Below are 19,181 nucleotides of genomic sequence, written 5' to 3'. Positions count from 1 at the left end.
GCCTCTCTGTGTCAGTCCTTTCTCCAGTCAGGCGATGTTGTCCATGTTGCCGCCGGAGCCATGCGACAGCAGCAGCAGCGGAAAACGCCCTTTCGCCACAGCAGCACCCGTGTAACCGGTAGTGCCGTTGAAGACGCTATTGTCGCCGACGCGGCTGATGTAGGTTTTACGTGCCGCCGGATACCAGATTGTTCCTGCGAGCGGTTGCACACGGTGTGGTGCGGCAATGGTCAAGCGGTCATAGCCCGCCATGCGAAGTGGAGTGGACGTGGCAGTCTTTGTTTCGGGGACTTGAGGTGAGGGACTGTCAGCATGGGCATGAGAGCACAGACCATAAGTCAACAGCGTCGAAAGGGCGACTGTGGTAAGGCGCAAGGGCAGAGTAGGGATCAGAGTGTTCATCGCAGGTCTCCTGTGGTTGGCGGCCGGGGCTTCACTGTTTGATGTGTGAGCCATGGCTGCAGGGATGTCTGCGATGAGGAGACGTGCCGCCGGGGGTGTCTGGCGACCTGTATCCGGTTTAAGTCGACCTGAAACCGGTTTAAGGTCCTGAGGGACTGTCAGAACTGCAAGGGTCGCGAGGGTTTTCTCAGCGTGACCTCATGTCGTGCGACCTTGCAACAAAGACGATTTTGTGTGCCACTTCAGATACATGTAGGTGTACCTGAGAAAGTGCCGATGATCGTCGTTCCGATACCGTTGGTTGTTTCATTCGTCTTTGTCTTTCTGCTTGTTCGTCTTTGGGTGTCGGAGCGCAGAAGTGGCAGCCTTGCTGCGCTGCTGGCTTTGTGTGCGGTGCAGGGGGTGGTGATCTCCCTCAATCAATATTACGGCGTGACTGTCTTGCGCTGGGTGCAGCCTGTCACCGCTTGTGTGATCCCGGTCGTTGCCTTTCTCGCCTTCAAGGCCAATGCGCTGGTGCCGTTGTCCATGCGCAAGGATGCTCTCCACAGCGTCGTCGTCGCCTTGGTTGTGTTCTGTGTGCTAACGGCTCCACTGGCGTTGGATGTCTTGGTGACGCTGGTGTTTTGTGGCTATGGCAGCGCAATCCTGATCATGGTGTATTGCTCTGGCGGCGATCTGCCTCTGGCACGTCTGGAGGGTGGTGTCGTGCCACCGGTGCTCTGGCAGGTGGTTGGCTATGTGCTGATCCTCTCCGGTGTGTCCGACTGGATCATTGCGGCAGCGCTATGGAATGGCGACGAGCAATGGCGTCCCCTGCTAGTCAGTCTGTTTTCGTCCCTTGACCTTTTGTTGATCGCGGTTCTGGGGGCGCTTGAGGGGGGCGCCCCCGAAGAAGCAGGGGGAGGGGAAGAGATCGCCGAGAGACCGGCTGTGACTGCGGAAAACCACTTGAATGCGATGCCGGGCGAGATCGCTTGAAACATCGGAAGACAAGGCTCTTGTACAACGGCTGGAAGAGCTCGTTCTGGGGCAACAACTTTACCTCGATCCACAGTTGACATTGTCACGTCTGGCAAGGCGGTTAAAGGTGCCTGCCAAGCGTCTCTCAAGTGCGGTCAATCGGCAAACTGGTGAGAATGTTTCCCGTTTTATCAATGCCTTCCGTATTTCTCATGCCTGCGATCAATTGCGTGCGGGCGAGACAATTTCAGCCGCCATGTACAACAGTGGCTTCAATACCAAGTCGAATTTCAATCGGGAATTCTTGCGGATTGTCGGCCAGTCTCCGACAATGTGGATTGAGGTAGGTCAGCGCGAATAGATGGCCGGGTGCGGCGTCGATTGCGCGTAGGCTGACCCAAGGGATTTGGAATGTTTGACGAGGCGTATCATTGGGTCAGACTGGACGGGGATAGCGACTTGCGCTCCGCCGGAGCCGATGCCGCGTTCTTTCCCTGGTGGAGCTTTTCGAAGACCATTCTGGCCATCTGTGCCTTGCGTCTCGTTCAGGAAGGCCTGTTGTTGCTCGACGCGCCCGTTGAGCCGCATGATTATACCTTGCGGCAGCTTTTACGCCATCAGGCAGGTCTGCCCGATTATCGTGGGCTGGATGCCTATCACGCTGCGGTGGCCGATCATTCATTACACTGGACCCGGCGGCAACTCTGTGAGCACGTCGACCTTTCGCTGCCGGTATTCGAGCCCGGCAAAGGCTGGGCCTACAGCAATATCGGGTATCTCATCATCGGAGATCTGATCAAGAAGGCGGCGCGCATGTCTTTGCGCAGTGCCTTGTCGGCTCTGGTGTTTGAGCCCCTTGGGCTGAAGACCGCGCATCTTGCTGTCCAGCGCGACGGGTTCAAAAACGTTTATTGGCCATCCTTACGGCTCCTCAATCCGGGCTGGGTGTTTCATGGCTGTGTCGTGGGTAGTGCCGAAGATGCAGTGTCGCTGCTGCATCAACTCTTTGCCGGACATCTGCTTTCAGGTGAAGTGCTCTCCGAAATGACCGATATTTTCCCACTTGGTCGAGGCTTGCCTGACGGACCTGGGCACGGCATGGCTATGGCCTTGGTCTGATGTCGGGTGATGTGGACAAGCTCGGTCGCTGCTTCGGGCATTCCGGTACAGGGCCTTTTGCCTCCTGCGCGATCTATCATTTCCCGGAGGTTGAAGGCACACCAACGGTTGGCGTCTTCACGCTCGCCCCCAATGAATTTTACGCCGAAGCCAAGGTTGTCGATCTGGTGCGCAGTCATCTCGCCTGAAGCGTGCCGTGCAACGTGTGGCTACGAAAATGCCAATTCTATCCAATTGTTAAGTTGCAACTGTGCGGGCGCGCGGCAAGTCTGTGCGACATTCGCCTCTTCCGGTTCGCGTAAAAGGGTTGCCGTCCGTGCTCCAAGCTTTTTCCCCAAGGCCCAAGCTGTTTTTCAGCACTGCGGCGGTGTGGTCTCTCATTGCCGTTGTGTTTTGGTACGGCTTTGCCGATGGACTGGGGGGCGCACTGGGCTTTGGCACAACGCCGCAGGGCACGCCGCCCCCGATTGGTCTTGGCTATTTCATCACGCCCGAATTCTTGTGGTTCTACGTCTATTACGGTCTGTGCACGGCGATTTTCGGGGGCTTCTGGTGGATCTTCGCCCGCAATCATCGCTGGCAACTGTGGTCGGTCTGGGGTTCGGCCCTGATCATCTTCACCACTTATTTCTCGGTGCAGGTCTCGGTTGCGATCAACAACTGGCGCAGGCCCTTCGGTGATACCTTGCAAAATGCGCTTCAAGGCAAGAAGGGCGTCACGACGGCTGATTTCTATTCGCTGATGTCGAGCTTTGCCGAGATCGCCTTCGTTAGCGTTGCGCTCTATATTCTGACGCGCTTTTTCATCAGCCATTATATCTTTCGCTGGCGCACAGCGATGAACGATTATTACGTCAGCATGTGGCCGCGTGTGCGCCATATCGAAGGGGCATCACAGCGTATTCAGGAAGATACCATGCGCTTTGCCTCGATTATGGAGGGGCTGGGCGTCTCGATGATCGAGGCGGTGATGACGCTGATCGCGTTTCTGCCAGTCTTGTACGGGTTGTCAAAATACGTCACACATTTGCCTATTGTTGGTGAGATCCCGGCCCCACTGTTCGTCGCGGCAATTTTCTGGTCCCTCTTCGGGACCGTGTTGTTGTCGGTCGTCGGCATCAAATTGCCGGGGTTGGAATTTCGCAATCAGCGCGTGGAAGCGGCCTACCGAAAAGAATTGGTTTATGGCGAGGATCATGAAAACCGCGCCGATCCAATCACATTGGCCGAGCTGTTCTCTAATGTCAGACACAACTATTTTCGCCTGTATTTCCATTATGTCTATTTCAACCTTGCGCGGTCGTTCTATCTTCAGGCGGACAACCTCTTTGCCTATTTCATTCTGGTGCCTACCATCGTAGCGGCCAAGATCACTTATGGCATCTTGCAGCAAATCCTGACGGCCTTCAGTCAGGTGTCCGGATCCTTCCAGTATCTGGTGAATTCGTGGACAACGATCATCGAACTGCTGTCGATCTACAAACGTCTGCATGGATTTGAAAAGGCTATCGGGGAGCAAGTCGATCCCGGTAATCCGCCGCTGACGATCTGACGGCCCTCGTTATGATTGGCGGCGGGCTGAAGGCGCCATGAGCGTCAGTCCGCTGACAGGGCCAGGTCACCTATTGCGGTGTTGAGTGAGAGTTTCAGCGCTTCGAAGTCATTGGTGCGGGGCGAAGACTTGCGCCACACAAGACCGACGGTGCGCGAAGGCTGAGGGTCCGTGAAGCGCTGCAGCAAGACCCTGTCATCGCGCACTTCAAAGTCGGCGCAGATTTCCGGCAGCAGAGTGACGCCATATCCCGCGGCCACCATCTGCATGACGGTGGCAAGAGATGTGGCCCCCAGCGTATTGCGTTCGGGAGAGGGCAGGTGCTGGCAATAGTTCAGCGCCTGTTCGCGCAGACAATGCCCTTCTTCTAACAGCAGCAGGTTTTTGGTGTCGAGATCATCCGTCGACACCCTGTCTTCGGTCGAAATCGTCGGATCTGCCTGGCGGGCAAGAAGGAAGCGGTCGGTGAACAAGGGTTCGCTGACCAGCCCCGGATTGCGGATTGGCAAGGCGACAATCATTGCATCCAAATCGCCTGCGATGAGTTCTCTGGTCATGGGATCCGTCAGGGTCTCGCGAATGGTCAGCTGCAATTCCGGGTGTGCCCGGTTCAACTCGGGCAACACTCGCGGCAGCAGATAAGGAGCGATCGAAGGTATGATCCCCAAACGCAGATGCCCCGACAAGGGACTGGCCAATTGTTGCGCATAGTCCACCAGATCTCTCACGTCCGTCAGGATTTTCTGAGCCCGTTCGACGATGTCATGCCCTTGCGATGTGAGGCGTACAGAGTTGGGTTGTCGTTCGACCAGTTTCAGGCCGAGTGTGGCCTCAAGGTCCTTGATTTGCATAGACAGGGCCGGCTGAGACACGGCAACGGCGTCGGCTGCCTTGCGGAAGTGCAAGTGAGTGGCGAGGGCTTCGAGGTAGCGGAGTTGGCGTAATGAGATCATGGTCAATAAGAATAACTGATCGCAATCTGGAATCAATACAATTGGACCTGATCGTTTCAGGTATCTTATAGTTTCGCCGAAGAGGGAAAAGGAGAGTTCTCATGAGCGATAAGCCCATTTTGACAACGACCGGCGGCGCGCCTTTGCCGGACAACCAGAACAGTCAGACTGCGGGTGAACGCGGCCCGATTCTGATGCAGGATTATCAGCTGCTGGAAAAGCTCGCACATCAGAACCGCGAGCGGATCCCGGAGCGCACAGTTCACGCCAAGGGTTGGGGTGCGCATGGCGTGCTCAAGATCACGGGTGATATTTCCAAGTACACCAAGGCCAAGGCCCTGCAACCGGGCGCGGAAGTGCCGATGCTGGCCCGGTTCTCAACGGTGGCTGGTGAGTTGGGAGCGGCCGACCACGAGCGCGACGTGCGCGGCTTTGCCCTGAAGTTCTATACCGAAGAAGGTAACTGGGATCTGGTGGGCAACAACACGCCAGTGTTCTTCGTGCGCGATCCTTACAAGTTCCCGGATTTCATCCACACGCAGAAGCGCCATCCGCGCACACATATGCGCTCGCCAACTGCCATGTGGGACTTCTGGTCGCTGTCGCCTGAAAGTCTGCACTAAGGTCACTATTTTGATGTCGGATCGTGGTTTGCCGAAGACCCCGATGCACATGAACGGCTACGGTTCGCACACCTATTCGCTGTGGAATGACAACGGTGAGCGGTTCTGGGTCAAGTTCCACTTCAAAACGGAACAGGGCCACGAGCACTATTCCAACGGAGAAGCGGAAGACATCGTCGGCAAGACGCGTGAAGGCTATCAGGAAGCGCTCTACAACACGATTGAAGATGGCAAATATCCGCGTTGGAAAATGCAGATCCAGATCATGCCGGAGCTGGAGGCAGAAAACTGCCCGTTCAATCCGTTCGATCTGACCAAGGTCTGGCCGCATGACGATTATCCGCCCATGGATATTGGCTATTTCGAGCTGAACCGCAATCCGGACAACTATTTCGCCGAGATTGAGACCGCTGCGTTCTCACCGTCGAACATTGTTCCGGGTATTGCCTTCTCGCCGGATCGCATGTTGCAGGCGCGTGTCTTCTCTTATGCGGATGCCCATCGTCACCGCCTTGGAACACATTACGAGCAGATCCCGGTCAACCGTCCGAAATGCCCGGTGCATCATTACCACCGCGATGGTGAGATGAACGTTTACGGTGGCTTGGCCTCCGGGGACGTGAATGCCTACTATGAGCCAAACTCCTTTAACGGTGCGGTTGAACAGCCGTCCGCCAAAGAGCCGCCGCTCAAGATCGACGGCAACGCCGATCGTTATGACCACCGCAAGGGCTATGACGATTACAGCCAGGTCCGTGCACTGTTTGAAAAGGTAATGGACGATGGTGAGCGCAAGCGTTTGTGTGCCAACATCGCGGGTGCCATGGCTGGCGTTCCGGATTACATCAAGGAACGGCAGTGCCGCCATTTTGATCTGGTGCATCCAGATTATGGCGCAGGGGTCCGCAAGGCACTTGAGGAAGCCGGCGAGGGCTATGACCCGAACGGCATTCCGGTTGACGAGAACACTCCTCAGGAAGCCGCTGAATAACGGCATCCTGTCTGAGTGTCACTGTAAGCATTAAGCAAAGGGAGGCTTTGTCCTCCCTTTGTCTTTTCAGGAGGTTCTGTGCCAGTGTTTGTTGACGGGATGGTCGGTTTCATCAACAGGTACTTTTGGCTTTTTGCAGCCTAAGTTGCAGTGCTTTTTCCGTGAACTCTGTGCGGTTTGATTGTAATTATCGAATGAAATCAGATTTTTGGTGCGTTCGTTGTGACAACGTTAACGAAACCTTGTCAGGTCCAATCTCTTTTGAATCGACTTTGGAAGGAAGACTTTCTGGGTTTTTTAGGTCTCACCCGCATCATCCGTCCCTAAAGATAAAGCTGGGTAGCAATGAATGTCTGAAGTCGTCAAAACCGAACTCGTGAATTTCAATGCCTTGGCCGGGGATGTTGATAGCGGTCGCAAAGCCGAATTGGCCCGCCATGTGGCCATGCTGTTTTCTTTTACGTCGGATCGCTGCTCGGACGAGCAGGTGGACGTTTACGACAGTGTGCTCGTGCGGCTCGTTGGCATGGTGGAACTGGAAGTCCGCAGTTTCGTGGCCGAAAAACTGTCTGGCCTGCGACGAGGGCCGGAAGAAACCCTGCGCAAGCTTGCTGCCGATGAAATTCAGGTGGCAGAGCCGGTGCTGACGAATTCGCCGGTGCTGCGTGATAGTGATCTGGTCGAGATCGCCCGGACCAAGGGCAGCGATCATATGCTGGCAATCGCACAGCGCGACTTGCTGTCTGAGATGGTCACCGACATGCTGGTTGAGCGTGGAGATATTCGGGTCAAGCGTCAGGTGGCGCGGAATGCCGGGGCCAATGTTTCCGGCGATGGTATGGTGCGCCTGATCGGTGACGCGTCTGCGGACGCCACTTTGCTGGACCTGTTGAGCGAACGTCCCAATCTGGCGGAAGATCATATTCGCCAGTTGGTGAAGGTGGCTGGAGCTGAGGTTCGCAAGAAGCTTGAAGAAAAAGGCCAGGATCCTGAGGCCGGTTATCTCTCGGAGGCTGAAAAACTCGCCACGCAGCGCATGACCAATGAGTACTGGATCTCGCGCTATGATTTCGAAACGGCGCGAAGTCGCGTTCTGCAACTGTCCCGCGAAGGGCTGGTCAATGAAGGCACGTTGCGCCGGTTCATTTCTGAAGAACGTTTCCCGGAAGCAGTGGCCACAACCGCCTGGTTGATGCGTTGTGGACTGGAGGAAGTCAGTCACTGGATGGTGCGGGCCGATCCCTTGCCGTTCGTGACAATTGCACGCGCCATGGGGCTATCAAGCCTCACGGTCAGCAGCCTCCTGAAAATCGGGCCATGGCGCTATCGCCTGTCGGCGGAAGATCGTACGGATGCCATGCATAAGTTTGAACGCATGAGCCCGTCTGATGCGCAGACCAAGGTTGCACACTGGAACTTGTCGGACATGCTGTAAGTCACCCAAAAAAGCGATTTACACGTAAAAGTCAGTTTAGAGCGGTCGATCTTCGGCCGCTCTTTGTTTTTCAGGGGCTTAAGAAAAAGGGGCTCTCGCGGACTACGGGAAAGAGCCTAATTACAATTTCTAATTTGTGAATACTTGGCAAATGCGACCCTCTGGCTTGTCGGGTATTGGGAGCATATCTGATTAATGCGGCAGGTGTAGCGTTTGGAAATCGCCCGACCTGCAACGCTGCTTCCCCCTCGCAGATGTTGCCGGAGAGTGTAGGGCAAAGGGCTGATCCGTGACCTCCAGACGGGTTAGCAGTGCGCATAAGCCCGGTTTCGGCCGGGTGGCCTTAGGCCCACCTGAGGACCTGCCGACAGCATTGGCAGGTCCTTCTTTCTTTGCCTTCACCGTCCTGCCGTTTTTCATGAGAACATGTGTCATTGCGTTTGCGCGGGTTGCAATCATTTCAATTGTCGCATAAAGATATGTTTATATCGTTTTGAGGGCGAGAGACGAATGTTTTCGATTGAGGAATCCTTGGCGACCTTGCGCGCGATCGGCGAGAGCACCCGCTTGCGCCTGATTGCGCTGCTGGCGGAAAGTGAGCTGACGGTCAAGGATGCGACGGCCATTCTGGGGCAGAGTCAGCCGCGGATCTCGCGCCATCTCAAGCTGTTGACAGAGGCGGGCACTGGTGCTGCGCTTCCCTGAAGGATCGTGGGTCTACTATCGTCTGTCCGATGGCCCGGCGGCGGACCTTGCGCGCGAAGTCGTTGCGCGCATCAGCCCGGAGGATCCGATCCTGAGTGCGGATCAGGCTCGGTTTTCGGCCTTGCGCAAGGGGAAGGCCGAGGAGGCCGCCGCCTATTTCGCCGCCCGTGCAACGACCTGGGACCAGGAGCGCTCGCTGCATGCTGATGACAGTGATGTGGAAGCTGCCATTCTGCGTGCTCTCGGCGAGACACCGTTTCAAAGTTTCCTCGATCTGGGCACTGGCACGGGACGATTGCTGGAATTGCTGTCGGATCGCTATCAGGCGGGTCTGGGCATTGATGCCTCGCATGATATGTTGTCGGTGGCCCGTGCAAACCTTGCACACCTGACAAGCGCACAGGTGCGGCAGGGCGATGTTTATGCGCTGAATGTGCCGCAGGGCTCATTTGATGTTGTGGCGATCCATCAGGTGTTGCATTTTCTCGATGAGCCGGCGCGTGCCCTGTCGGAAGCTGCAAGAGCATTGCGGCCCGGTGGTCGGTTGTTGATCATCGACTTTGCGCCCCATGACCTTGAATTTCTGCGTGACGGCCATGCCCATCGCCGGCTTGGCTTTTCGCACGATCAGATGCAGCGCTGGATAGAAGCGCTGCATCTTGAACTGGATCTGGTCGAAGACCTGACACCCAAGAATGACCAGGAAGCGCAGCTCACAGTGTCTCTGTGGCTCGCCCGTGACCCAAGGATTGTCACGGATTATCCGGTCCTAGACCACAATCGGGAGGTTGCCTGAACATGAGTGATACAAGCGAAAACAGACTGTCTCGTCAGTCGAGTGCCCCCGATATGTCGGTGTCCTTCGAATTCTTTCCGCCCAAGAGCGACAAGATGGCCGAGGTGCTTTGGCAGACGGTTGAACGTCTTGCGCCCATCGCGCCGGAATTTGTCTCGGTCACTTATGGTGCGGGCGGATCAACGCGCGAGCGGACACATAAGACTGTGCAGCGCATTCTCAAGGAAACCAAATTGCGCCCGGCCGCGCATCTGACCTGTGTGGCTGCGTCACGCGATGATATTGACGAAATCATCCGCGAGTATTGGGCCATGGGTGTGCGTCATCTGGTGGCCCTGCGCGGAGATCCTGTTGATGGTATTGGCACTGAGTACAAGCCGCATCCTGCAGGCTATGCCTATGCGTGTGATCTGGTGGAAGGGATCAAGAAGATCGGCGACTTCGATGTTTCTGTCTCCGGCTATCCTGAACGGCACCCGGAAAGTGCCGGGTGGGACTTCGAGATCGACAATCTGAAGCGCAAGGTGGATGCTGGCGCGTCGCGGATCATCACCCAGTATTTCTTCGACAATGATTTGTTTGAAGCCTATCTGGAACGTCTGGCCAAGGCCGGGATCACTATTCCGGTGGTGCCGGGTATTCTGCCGATCCAGAATTTCCAGCAGACCTGTTCGTTCTCCGAGAAATGCGGCACGTCCATTCCGGCCTGGCTGGAGCGTCGGTTCGCCGGTCTGGAAGACGATGCCGAGACGCGCAAGCTGGTAGGCGTGGCTGTTGCCTGTGAACAGGTGATGGATCTGGTTGATCGAGGCATCTCGACGTTCCATTTCTACACCATGAACAAGGCAGAGCTGACCTATGCCATCTGCCATATGCTGGGACTGACACCGGCTTCGCCCAAGATCGAAGCAGCGTGAAGCGGACGGCTGGCCCGAAAGGTTGAAAAGTGAAAAAGACTGACGCGTTCGAGCAACTGCGCACTAGCGCTGCTTCCCGCATCCTCATCCTTGATGGGGCGATGGGAACCGAGATCCAGAACCTGAAATTTGACGAAGCCGCCTACCGGGGTGACCGCTTTGCCGACTGGCCGTCGGACATCAAGGGCAACAACGATCTTCTCAGCCTGACGCAGCCTGATGCGATCCGTGCGATCCACCTGGATTACCTGAAGGCGGGAGCGGACATCGTTGCGACGAACACCTTCTCATCGACAACCATCGCCCAGGCCGACTATGGCATGGAAGAACTGGCGTATGAGTTGAACGAAGTCAGTGCACGTCTGGCCCGTGAGGCCTGCGATGAGATGGAAGCCAAGGAGCCGGGGCGCAAGCGCTTCGTCGCCGGAGGCCTCGGGCCAACCAACCGGACCGCGTCCATCTCGCCGGATGTCAATAATCCGGGTTTTCGTGCCGTTTCGTTCGATGATTTGCGCATCGCCTATGCGCAGGCTGTGCGCGGGCTGATCGCCGGTGGCGCCGACCTTATTCTGGTCGAGACCATCTTTGATACGCTGAATGCCAAGGCTGCGCTTTTCGCCATTGATGAAGTGTTCGTGGAAATCGGGCGCAAGTTGCCGGTGATGATTTCAGGCACGATCACCGATCTGTCGGGACGTACGCTGTCCGGTCAGACACCGGAAGCCTTCTGGAATTCCATCCGCCATGCAGAGCCTTTGACCGTTGGTCTCAACTGTGCGCTGGGTGCCAAGGAAATGCGCGCCCATATTGATGAACTGTCGCGCGTTGCCGACACACTGATTTGTGCCTATCCGAACGCTGGTCTGCCGAATGAGTTCGGTGAGTATGACGAGAGCCCGGAGTTCATGGCTGGTCTTTTGGAAGAGTTCGCCAAAGAAGGTCTGGTGAATGTGGTTGGCGGCTGCTGTGGCACGACGCCGGCCCACATCAAAGCGATTGCAGAGGTTGTTGCCGACAAGGCACCGCGTCAGATCCCGGATGTGCCGCGCCACACGCGCCTGTCGGGTCTCGAGCCTTTCGTGATCACGCCGGAAGTCAACTTTGTTAATGTGGGGGAGCGGACCAACGTCACAGGATCGGCCAAATTCCGCAAGCTGGTGAAGGCGGGCGACTACGCCACAGCGCTTGATGTGGCGCGTGATCAGGTTGAGAACGGTGCGCAGATTATCGACGTCAACATGGATGAAGGTCTGCTGGATTCCGAGGAGGCGATGGTCACATTCCTCAATTTGATTGCTGCCGAACCGGATATTGCCCGTGTGCCGATCATGGTCGACAGCTCCAAATGGACAGTGATTGAGGCTGGTCTGAAGTGCATTCAGGGCAAGGGGATCGTCAATTCGATCTCGTTGAAAGAAGGCGAAGACGAGTTCCGCAAACATGCGCAGCTTGTGCGCCGCTATGGAGCTGCCGTTGTCGTCATGGCGTTCGACGAGACCGGTCAGGCCGATACCTATGAGCGCAAGACGCAGATCTGCGCGCGCTCCTACAAGATCCTGACTGAAGAGATTGGACTGCCACCCGAAGACATCATCTTCGATCCGAATATTTTTGCGGTCGCAACGGGCATCGAAGAGCACAACAATTATGGCAACGATTTCCTCAATGCCACCAAGTGGATCAAGGACAATCTGCCTCACGCCCATATTTCGGGCGGTGTGTCGAACCTGTCGTTCTCCTTCCGAGGCAATGACGGTGTGCGTGAAGCCATGCATTCGGTGTTTCTGTATCACGCCATTCAGCGTGGCATGGATATGGGCATCGTCAATGCGGGGCAGCTTGCGGTTTACGACAAGCTGGATCCTGAGCTGCGAGAGCTTTGTGAAGATGTCGTGCTCAACCGGTCTGAGGCGGCAACGGATGCCTTGCTGGAGGCGGCCGAGCGCTACAAGGGCGAGGGCGGCAAGAAGCGCGAAGCGGATCTGACATGGCGCACCTGGGATGTGGCCAAGCGTCTGGAACATGCGCTTGTCAACGGTATCACCGAATATGTGGTGGCCGACACCGAGGAAGCGCGTCAGAGCTTCGACCGTCCCTTGCACGTCATCGAAGGCCCGCTGATGGACGGCATGAACGTCGTTGGTGATCTTTTCGGCTCAGGCCAGATGTTCCTGCCGCAGGTGGTGAAATCTGCCCGTGTGATGAAGCAGGCTGTGGCTTACCTGATGCCTTACATGGAGAAGGAAAAGGAAGAACAGGGGCTGGAACAGCAGTCATCTTCCGGCAAGATCCTGATGGCGACGGTCAAGGGCGATGTGCATGACATCGGCAAGAACATCGTTGGCGTCGTTCTTCAGTGCAACAACTTCGAGGTGGTCGACCTGGGTGTGATGGTGCCCGCAGCCAAGATCCTGGAAGTCGCGCGTGAGCAGAAGGTCGACATCGTTGGGCTGTCTGGTCTGATCACGCCATCTCTCGATGAAATGTGCCATGTTGCAGCCGAATTGGAGCGTGAAGGCTTTGACGTGCCACTGCTGATTGGCGGTGCAACGACGAGCAAGGTGCATACGGCAGTCAAGATCCACCCGAACTATGAGCGCGCGCAGGCGATTTACGTCACGGATGCCAGCCGAGCCGTTGGTGTGGCCTCGCGTCTGATGAACCCGGAGCAACGTCCGAAATACTTCGGTGAAATCCGCGAGGAATACGCGCGTATCGCTGCTGAACATGCCCGCACCCGTGGCGGCGCCAAGCGCACATCAATTGCTGCGGCACGGGCCAATGCCTTCAAGCCTGATTTCAAGGCACATCGCCCGCAAGCTCCCAAGCATCTTGGGCTGAAAACCTTTGAAAATTTCCCGCTGGAAGATCTGGTGCCGGTCATTGACTGGACGCCATTCTTTTCGACCTGGGAAATCAAGGGGCGTTATCCGCAGGTGTTGAGCGATGATCGCTACGGCGAGGCAGCGACGGCGCTTTTCAACGATGCACAGCGGATGCTGGAAGAGATCGTCGAAAAGAAGCTGCTCACCGCCAACGGCGTTGCCGGCCTGTGGCCCGCGACTGCGCGGGGGGATGATATTGTTCTGTTCGAGGACGAGCAGCGTCAGCGCGAAATCGCAACCTTCTATACGTTGCGACAGCAGATGAGCCGAACCAGCGGCGGGCGCGCCAATGTTGCCCTGAGTGACTTCATTGCGCCTGAAGATATGGGCATTCCTGACTATCTCGGCGGCTTTGCCGTGACCGCCGGACATGGTGAGAGCGAGCTTGCCGCGATCTACGACAAAGCCAATGATGATTACAGCAAGATCCTCAGCCAGGCGATTGCCGACCGGCTTGCAGAAGCCTTCGCAGAAAAGCTACACCAGATCGTGCGTAAGGATCTGTGGGGCTATGCAGCCGACGAGACTTTGAGCAATCAGGAGTTGATCGGTGAGCAATATGCTGGCATCCGTCCGGCTCCGGGCTATCCCGCACAGCCGGATCACACCGAAAAAGAAACACTTTTCCGTTTGCTTGACGCGGAAAAGGCCACCGGAATTTCCTTGACGGAGAGCTTTGCCATGTCGCCGGGGTCATCGGTCAGCGGCATGTATTTCTCGCATCCGGACAGCCATTATTTTGGCATTGGCAAAGTGGAACGTGATCAGATTGAGGACTATGCAGAGCGCAAGGGGTGGGATATCGGCTACGCGGAACGCTGGTTGGCACCCATCCTCAATTACGATCCGTTGCGGATGAAGGCTGCCGAATAGGCCTCTCCCGCGACGAGGCTTATCCTCGAGTGTCAGGCCGTTGCCAAAGCGAAGTTTGAAAAACCGGCGTATTGTGCGTCGGTTTTTTCGTATCCGGTTGGGTGGTCTGTGAGGGCTTGCAAAATTTCGTTCGGGCAAAAGATATGCCGGGGCGCTGCAAGATGGTTGGGCAAAATAAAAAAATCCAGTGTGAGCCATTGCATCATCATGCTTGTGCCCAACTGGAACAAGAAAATCTCTGCACCGGACGCCAGAGGCTTTGAATGCCGCTTTACATCTGGTGAGCTACTCTGAAGCTTCAAACCCATGTCCGTGCAGGGCAATATCCCTGTGGGGTGGTCATGCACCAAGGCGGACTTGCGGGACTGAAACCTCGGCGGGCATCTCCTCGACGCCCGCAGTCTACTCGTAAAACAACGCCGACGCGGGACGTTCTGTCCCAAGGGGTTGAAAAATTGGCTTACTCAAAATCCAACGCTGACGAACAGCGGTGAATGATCTTTTTCAGGGGGCTGATCTCATCAGATCAGCAGCCCCCGTTTTCGCGTCTCGTCAAATGACGCCCACAGCGATGCAAGCCACAAAGGTGATAGCAGCGCAGAAGACGATCACATTCAAGTGACGTGTCAAAACCATAATGCACTCCCTGTTACCTTTTTCTACAGGAGGGAGTGTACGGGAAGTTAACGGCCTTGCGAAGAGAAAAGATGTTCAAAATTGACGCACCCTGGATATCAATTTTCCGGCAAACTGCCGATTTTGAAACCCATTTGATTTTAAGGCTTTGGCATTGAACAGCGAAAAGTCACAAGAGGTTGGGCGTGTGACCTTTCACTCCGCAGCATCCATTGTCAGACGTCAAGATGTTGTATAGACAATTACAGTTTACTAATCCTCGTCACATTTGACATATTTGGCCAGAATTGCGATTTTTGATTGGATCTTATTAACGACATTTGTGTTGAATGTGTCTAATACTGTTTAGGTCTTGAAAGTGTAGGTGCATGGTCCATCTCAGTGAATTGCCGCAGTTGGCCCGTGATGACAGCCGGGAGGGCCGCCGTGCATTGATTGACGCCCTGACCGAATTGTTCTTCATTTCGAATGAAAACGAAGATGAAAATGTGCGCAATCTGTTTGGACAGATTGTGCTTGAGGTGTTCCAGACGCTGGAAGAAGACACCCGTATTCGGCTGGCGCACCGCATTGCGCCGCATGCCAATGTTCCGGAAGAACTGATCCGGAAACTGGCGGCAGATGAGAGCATCTCGGTTGCTGGACCGGTTTTGAAATCGGCGCAGATGTTGCCGCCTGATGAACAGCAGAATATTGCTCAAACAGGATCGATGAAGCATCTTTGGGCGCTGGCTCAGCGAGATGCTCTCGGCGAGAGCGTGACCGAGATTCTGGTCGAACGCGGCAATGAGGCGGTGTTGAGCCAAGGTGGCCAAGAATGAAGGCGCGCGCATGACCGCTGCGACTTTTGATCGTCTGATCCGCAAGAGTGAACATTTCAACGAACTTCAGGCAGTGCTGATCGAACGCAAGGATTTGCCGGAGGAGGCGATCAGGCTTCTGGTGCATCTTTTGAGCGGCGAGTTGCGGGCGCATCTCAAGGATCTCGGCGGGGAGAGCGTGTTTGCTGCGGCTCTGGCCGAGCGCACGGCTCGTGAACAGGAAGAACGGGCGCGACGGTTGGCTGTGACCCGAGAACAGGTCGGCGCGGTTGTTGAAGCCATTGCCAAAGGCGAGATGAAATTTGATGACGTGATTGGGAATTATGCCCGTTCAAACAAGTTGATGGAGTTGGGTCTTGTGTTGGCTGCCCGTGCGGAGCTGCCGTTTGCGGCTGTTATTCGCTCGATCAAGAACCGCGATGTTCGCCCTCTCATGGTGATCTGCAAGGCAGAAAAATTGGGATCGACTGGCTACAAGAGCATTTTGACGATGCGTGCGAAGCACCATAAATACGGTGGCGCAGAGATTGTTGCCGAGTTGGATCGGTTTGATAAGCTTTCCATAGCGAGTGCCCGCAGCGCCTTGCAAAAAATGCAGAAAAGCGCCGATCAGGAGATGGAAGGCAAGGCGCCTGCTGCCTGACGAACTCAGCGGCTGTGCTTGTTATTCAGAAATCCCCGGCCAAGGCGGCGAACGATAGATACAAACGAAAAGGCCCGGTTCAAACCGGGCCTTTTCGTTTACCGCATGTGGTGATGCGACACGTCAGTCTTCTTATCTCAGGCGGCACTGCAACGGATGCAATATGACATCCGTTGCAGGCTTGCTCATACGACGTCTGCGTTTAGTTGCAGAAGTTTACGTCACCGCTATAGGCGACGTAGGTGCCGGTGCGGGGGTTGAACGACCGGTACTTGTTCGAGCAATAGCGATACCATGCAGGGCTCCAGGGCTTCAGGCCACTGGATGTGACAGGCGGTTCGCGGTAAACGCGACGGCTCGGCTGGCTGGCAGCGCTGCCGATGATCGCGCCAGCGGCCAGACCGATCACACCAGCAGCCACGGCAGCACCGGCGTTGTTGTTGTGGTGGCGGTGGCCGTAATAGCGGTGGTGGTGGTGGTGCCAGCCATCAGCCTGTGCTGCGCCGACGGTTGGCAGCAGCAGTGCGCTGGAAAGAGCGAGGGCAATGATGCGTTTTGACTTGGTCATCGTCTTGGTCTCCATAACATTCGTATGAGCGAGGCATCCGGTGCCTTGTTTATGATGTCATCCTAGGGGAAACGGTTTGAACGGTGTCTGAGATCCATGTTCATGTTGCATTCATCTTGGATCTAACGTTTGCTCCGTCGCTATTTTCCGCCAGATATCATGCATAAACCCTGTGTGGGGGCAGATGTCCGTTCTTCAAAATTTCAGAAAGGGAGCGGTCCCCTGATGTGGCCTCATAAGTGCATTTCAACCGAAGTACGCCGCTTTGAAACGCATTTACCGGGCCACTCTCTATAGATGGGGCACCTTTCTAGTATTTTAAATGCCTGCTTGCGTCCAAGTTAAGTCGAGATCAAGACCATTTCTTGACGCGGATGTGCCTTGTGACGACTTGCGAAGACACTTCGAGGTAAAGTCACCGGGTCGAGAGCGCAGACAGAACAGAAAGCAGAGGAGGACAAGACAGCCCGGCTGCATTGGCAAATCGAACTGTCTTGCAGGCGACGATTTCCCGCTGTCAGCTGTCGTTGGCCTGACCGCCGGTCACGATGCGCGGATGTTGAGCAGGAAGGCGTTGAGCTGTTGATCCAGCGTGGCAGTTTGCTGGTTCAATCCACGAACCGTCTGGCGCATGTTGCTGGCGCTCTCAGACGAGCGTTGAGATGTTTCACGCAAAGGTGTCATGTTGCGCGAAATGTCCTCACTGCCAGCTGCTACCCCATCCGTGTTGCTGGCAATCTCGCTTGTGACGGTATTCTGTTCCTCGATCGCAGCCGCAATGCCGCCGACTTCCGCGTCAATGGTTTCCATGGCTTGAAGCACCTGCGAGATGGCATTGCTTGTTTGCTCGGTCCCCGTTTGCAGATCTGCGATCAGGCGACTGATCTGATCTGTCGCTCCTGCGGTCTGACTGGCCAGGGCCTTGACCTCACCAGCGACGATGGCAAAGCCTTTGCCGGATTCGCCAGCGCGCGCAGCCTCGATTGTCGCGTTCAGAGCCAAGAGATTGGTCTGATTTGCGATGTCGCTGATGAGGCTGAGGAAATCCCCGATTTTTTGAGCCGATGCAGACAATCCGATGACCGTCTTGGTGGAATCGCTGACCAGCGTTGTTGTTTGGTAGGATGCAGATTGCACCTTGGTGACCTGCCGACTGATCTCGTTGATCGAGGTGGCAAGCTGGGTGATGGCTGTGGCGACGGACTGGGCGTTGGTCGCAGATTCTTCCGAGGCCGCCGAGACAGTGACAATGCGCTGATTGGTGTCTTCTGAGGCCGCCGACAGGCCATCCGCGGTCTGCTCCAGCGCCTTGATGGCAGTCCCGACCTGGTCTGTCACGGATTTCACCTGGGTCTCCAGGGAATCTGCAAGACGCAGCGTGGCATCGCGCTTTTCCAATTCGATGCGCTCTTCCTCTTCCTTGGCCTGAATGCGAAGTCGCTCCACTTCGAGCATGGTTTCCTTGAACTCATAAAAGGTGCGGGCAAGATCACCGATCTCATCGCGGCTCTCGGCATTGACATCAATGTCGGTCTTGCCCGCGGCCAGCCCTTTGAGGGCTCGTGAGATGCGGGTGAGCGGCCGCGAGATACCGCGCTGTGCAATGAGAACCGCACAGATGATAGCGACGAGGATGGCAATGCTTGCGATCGTGATCAGACGCAAGGTTCCAGTCTGTTCATGGTGCAGCGCGCGTGTTGCAGACGCTTGTGTTGCTTTTTCAAGCGTTGCGATGATTTTCAGGAACTGGTCATTGAGCGCTTCTTCCTGCTCGGTGACGGTATCTGCAAGTTTATGCGCTGTCCTCATGTCCTTTTGGTTGATCGCCTGAACGGTCTGTAAAATGAGGGATTGGACGGCCCCATGATTTTGGCGCAGCGTTTCAAGACGCTGGCGTATGACACCATGATTGAGGGTGGTGTCGGTTTCGAAGGCGAGCTCTGCTTCTTTGGCGGCGATGGAGACGGTTCTGCCTAACTCCTTATCGATGCTTTTGCCGAGCAGGATCAGCTGCTTTTCTGTTTGCTCCAGAATGGCTCCCGCATTGTCCGGGCTAATGCCCGCCATTCGCAAGGTCCGTTCGAGCAGAGTGGTCTGTTCAAGCTGGTGCATCGTGACGTCATTCACCGCCTTGGTCAGGGGGATATTGTGCTGGGCTACATCTTCCAGCTCGTTGCCTATGCTGACCATCTGATAGATCGCAATGGTGACGCATCCGATTGTTGCAATGCTGAGCAAGCCAATCAGGAAAAGTATTTTTGACAATATTGAGCGATTGAAAAGCAAAAAATTCATTTCA

General features: G+C 55.8%; 15 protein-coding genes and 2 pseudogenes. 12 read left to right on the top strand and 5 right to left on the bottom strand.

Annotation, left to right across the window (positions count from 1 at the left end; translation table 11 throughout):
• Positions 1-27: 27 nt before the first annotated feature.
• Positions 28-402, bottom strand: coding sequence for a hypothetical protein (locus tag AC0L7U_RS05485; protein ID WP_473694421.1), 375 nt, complete (start codon positions 400-402; stop codon positions 28-30).
• Between the two features lie 276 nt (positions 403-678).
• Between AC0L7U_RS05485 and AC0L7U_RS05480 the strand changes: the two genes are divergently transcribed.
• The 5 genes from AC0L7U_RS05480 to sbmA all read left to right on the top strand — a co-directional run bounded on the left by AC0L7U_RS05480 (position 679) and on the right by sbmA (position 4,036).
• Positions 679-1,383, top strand: coding sequence for a hypothetical protein (locus AC0L7U_RS05480; RefSeq protein ID WP_473694419.1), 705 nt, complete (start codon positions 679-681; stop codon positions 1,381-1,383).
• A complete protein-coding gene (locus AC0L7U_RS05475; RefSeq protein WP_473694417.1) occupies positions 1,358-1,726 on the top strand; it encodes a helix-turn-helix domain-containing protein in 369 nt (122 codons plus the stop codon). Before AC0L7U_RS05480 ends, AC0L7U_RS05475 begins: the two co-directional genes overlap by 26 nt.
• A 50-nt stretch (positions 1,727-1,776) precedes the next feature.
• Positions 1,777-2,484 carry a serine hydrolase domain-containing protein gene (locus AC0L7U_RS05470; RefSeq protein WP_473694415.1) on the top strand — a complete coding sequence of 236 codons (708 nt, stop codon included), beginning with the start codon at positions 1,777-1,779 and terminating at the stop codon, positions 2,482-2,484.
• On the top strand, positions 2,484-2,672 hold the full coding sequence (locus AC0L7U_RS05465; protein WP_473694413.1) for a hypothetical protein: 189 nt from the start codon (positions 2,484-2,486) through the stop codon (positions 2,670-2,672). Before AC0L7U_RS05470 ends, AC0L7U_RS05465 begins: the two co-directional genes overlap by 1 nt.
• A 128-nt stretch (positions 2,673-2,800) precedes the next feature.
• A complete protein-coding gene (gene sbmA, locus AC0L7U_RS05460) occupies positions 2,801-4,036 on the top strand; it encodes a peptide antibiotic transporter SbmA (RefSeq protein WP_473694411.1) in 1,236 nt (411 codons plus the stop codon).
• A 44-nt stretch (positions 4,037-4,080) separates the two neighbouring features.
• Here the strand turns inward: sbmA and AC0L7U_RS05455 are convergent, their stop codons facing one another.
• The gene (locus AC0L7U_RS05455; protein WP_473695672.1) at positions 4,081-4,989 is read right to left on the bottom strand and encodes a hydrogen peroxide-inducible genes activator; all 909 of its coding nucleotides are present in this window, start codon (positions 4,987-4,989) and stop codon (positions 4,081-4,083) included.
• A gap of 101 nt (positions 4,990-5,090) precedes the next feature.
• Between AC0L7U_RS05455 and AC0L7U_RS05450 the strand changes: the two are divergent.
• From AC0L7U_RS05450 to metH, 5 genes and pseudogenes are all read left to right on the top strand, one after another.
• Positions 5,091-6,603, top strand: a pseudogene (locus tag AC0L7U_RS05450) (catalase).
• A 349-nt stretch (positions 6,604-6,952) separates the two neighbouring features.
• Complete coding sequence (locus AC0L7U_RS05445) at positions 6,953-8,038, top strand: DUF2336 domain-containing protein (RefSeq protein WP_473694409.1); 1,086 nt, start codon at positions 6,953-6,955, stop codon at positions 8,036-8,038.
• A gap of 510 nt (positions 8,039-8,548) precedes the next feature.
• A pseudogene (locus AC0L7U_RS05440) lies at positions 8,549-9,539 on the top strand (ArsR/SmtB family transcription factor).
• A 2-nt stretch (positions 9,540-9,541) separates the two neighbouring features.
• Positions 9,542-10,456 carry a methylenetetrahydrofolate reductase [NAD(P)H] gene (gene metF / locus AC0L7U_RS05435; RefSeq protein ID WP_473694407.1) on the top strand — a complete coding sequence of 305 codons (915 nt, stop codon included), beginning with the start codon at positions 9,542-9,544 and terminating at the stop codon, positions 10,454-10,456.
• Positions 10,457-10,485: 29 nt separating this feature from the next.
• Positions 10,486-14,214: a methionine synthase gene (gene metH, locus AC0L7U_RS05430; RefSeq protein ID WP_473694405.1), complete on the top strand. Its 3,729-nt coding sequence runs from the start codon at positions 10,486-10,488 to the stop codon at positions 14,212-14,214.
• Positions 14,215-14,246: 32 nt separating this feature from the next.
• On the opposite strand, the gene AC0L7U_RS05425 is transcribed toward metH, so the two are convergent.
• Positions 14,247-14,516 carry a hypothetical protein gene (locus AC0L7U_RS05425; protein ID WP_473694403.1) on the bottom strand — a complete coding sequence of 90 codons (270 nt, stop codon included), beginning with the start codon at positions 14,514-14,516 and terminating at the stop codon, positions 14,247-14,249.
• A gap of 702 nt (positions 14,517-15,218) precedes the next feature.
• Between AC0L7U_RS05425 and AC0L7U_RS05420 the strand changes: the two genes are divergently transcribed.
• Both AC0L7U_RS05420 and AC0L7U_RS05415 read left to right on the top strand, forming a co-directional pair.
• Complete coding sequence (locus AC0L7U_RS05420; protein WP_473694401.1) at positions 15,219-15,671, top strand: DUF2336 domain-containing protein; 453 nt, start codon at positions 15,219-15,221, stop codon at positions 15,669-15,671.
• Positions 15,658-16,314, top strand: coding sequence for a DUF2336 domain-containing protein (locus AC0L7U_RS05415; RefSeq protein ID WP_473694400.1), 657 nt, complete (start codon positions 15,658-15,660; stop codon positions 16,312-16,314). Before AC0L7U_RS05420 ends, AC0L7U_RS05415 begins: the two co-directional genes overlap by 14 nt.
• A 202-nt stretch (positions 16,315-16,516) precedes the next feature.
• Here AC0L7U_RS05415 and AC0L7U_RS05410 read toward each other — a convergent pair whose 3' ends face one another.
• The gene (locus AC0L7U_RS05410; protein WP_473694398.1) at positions 16,517-16,882 is read right to left on the bottom strand and encodes a BA14K family protein; all 366 of its coding nucleotides are present in this window, start codon (positions 16,880-16,882) and stop codon (positions 16,517-16,519) included.
• A 543-nt stretch (positions 16,883-17,425) separates the two neighbouring features.
• Entirely contained in the window at positions 17,426-19,177 is a 1,752-nt protein-coding gene (locus AC0L7U_RS05405; protein WP_473694396.1) for a methyl-accepting chemotaxis protein, read from the bottom strand.
• Positions 19,178-19,181: the final 4 nt, after the last annotated feature.

This window comes from Roseibium sp. 10G30-5 (assembly GCF_055809635.1).
This window is presented reverse-complemented; position numbering and strand designations above follow the sequence as displayed.